Source organism: Vibrio sp. 1288 (assembly GCF_033344475.1).
The window spans coordinates 1-595 of record NZ_JAWPOX010000810.1; the positions used below are offsets into that span (position 1 = coordinate 1).

Genomic DNA, 595 nt, shown 5'->3' on the forward strand with positions numbered 1-595 from the left:
GCTCAGAACATGGTATATGCTTGTAATTAATGGATTATATGAGGACTGAGCGTTGCATCAATTAAGAGCAGGGATTAAGCGGATTATTTGGTTCTTATTCATTTTGTGGTGTGTATTTTCTGCAACTCTTTGGTTTCAAGCAAAGCAGACGATGCAAACGCTTTCCACATTGAATGAACTCGGCAGTAAAGTTGAGGAAGTACGTAACTTCTTTAATTTTGAGTTGCCGTATCGAGTTAAGCATGTCGATCAAGTCTCACTCAAACTTCAGCTTGTGTACGCGGTTCGTCTTCAATTAGAAAGTGAAGTCTCTGATGCGAATGGGCCAGACGTCACGCAATTGCTTTATTCAACTGACCGATTTTTGGAAAGTGCACGCGCTTTTATTGGCAGTGATGGTGAGTTGGTATCGTTGGCGGAGCAACTGCACACCAGCCGAGGTGCGGAAAACAACTCGCAGCAAATTGAAAACATGTATTACCGCTTGGGAGCCTTGGTTCTTGAATCGATTTTTAGCGATTCCAACACCAATACGGATACCTATCGCGAACTGGATTTACTGTTCATCGAATCGGATTCACTGTCGACAGGGGAG

At 43.4% G+C, this 595-nt stretch carries 1 pseudogene; it reads left to right on the plus strand.

The window, feature by feature from the left end:
- Window positions 1-52: 52 nt before the first annotated feature.
- Window positions 53-595: pseudogene (locus R8O11_RS29495) on the plus strand (Hpt domain-containing protein); the annotation flags it as partial.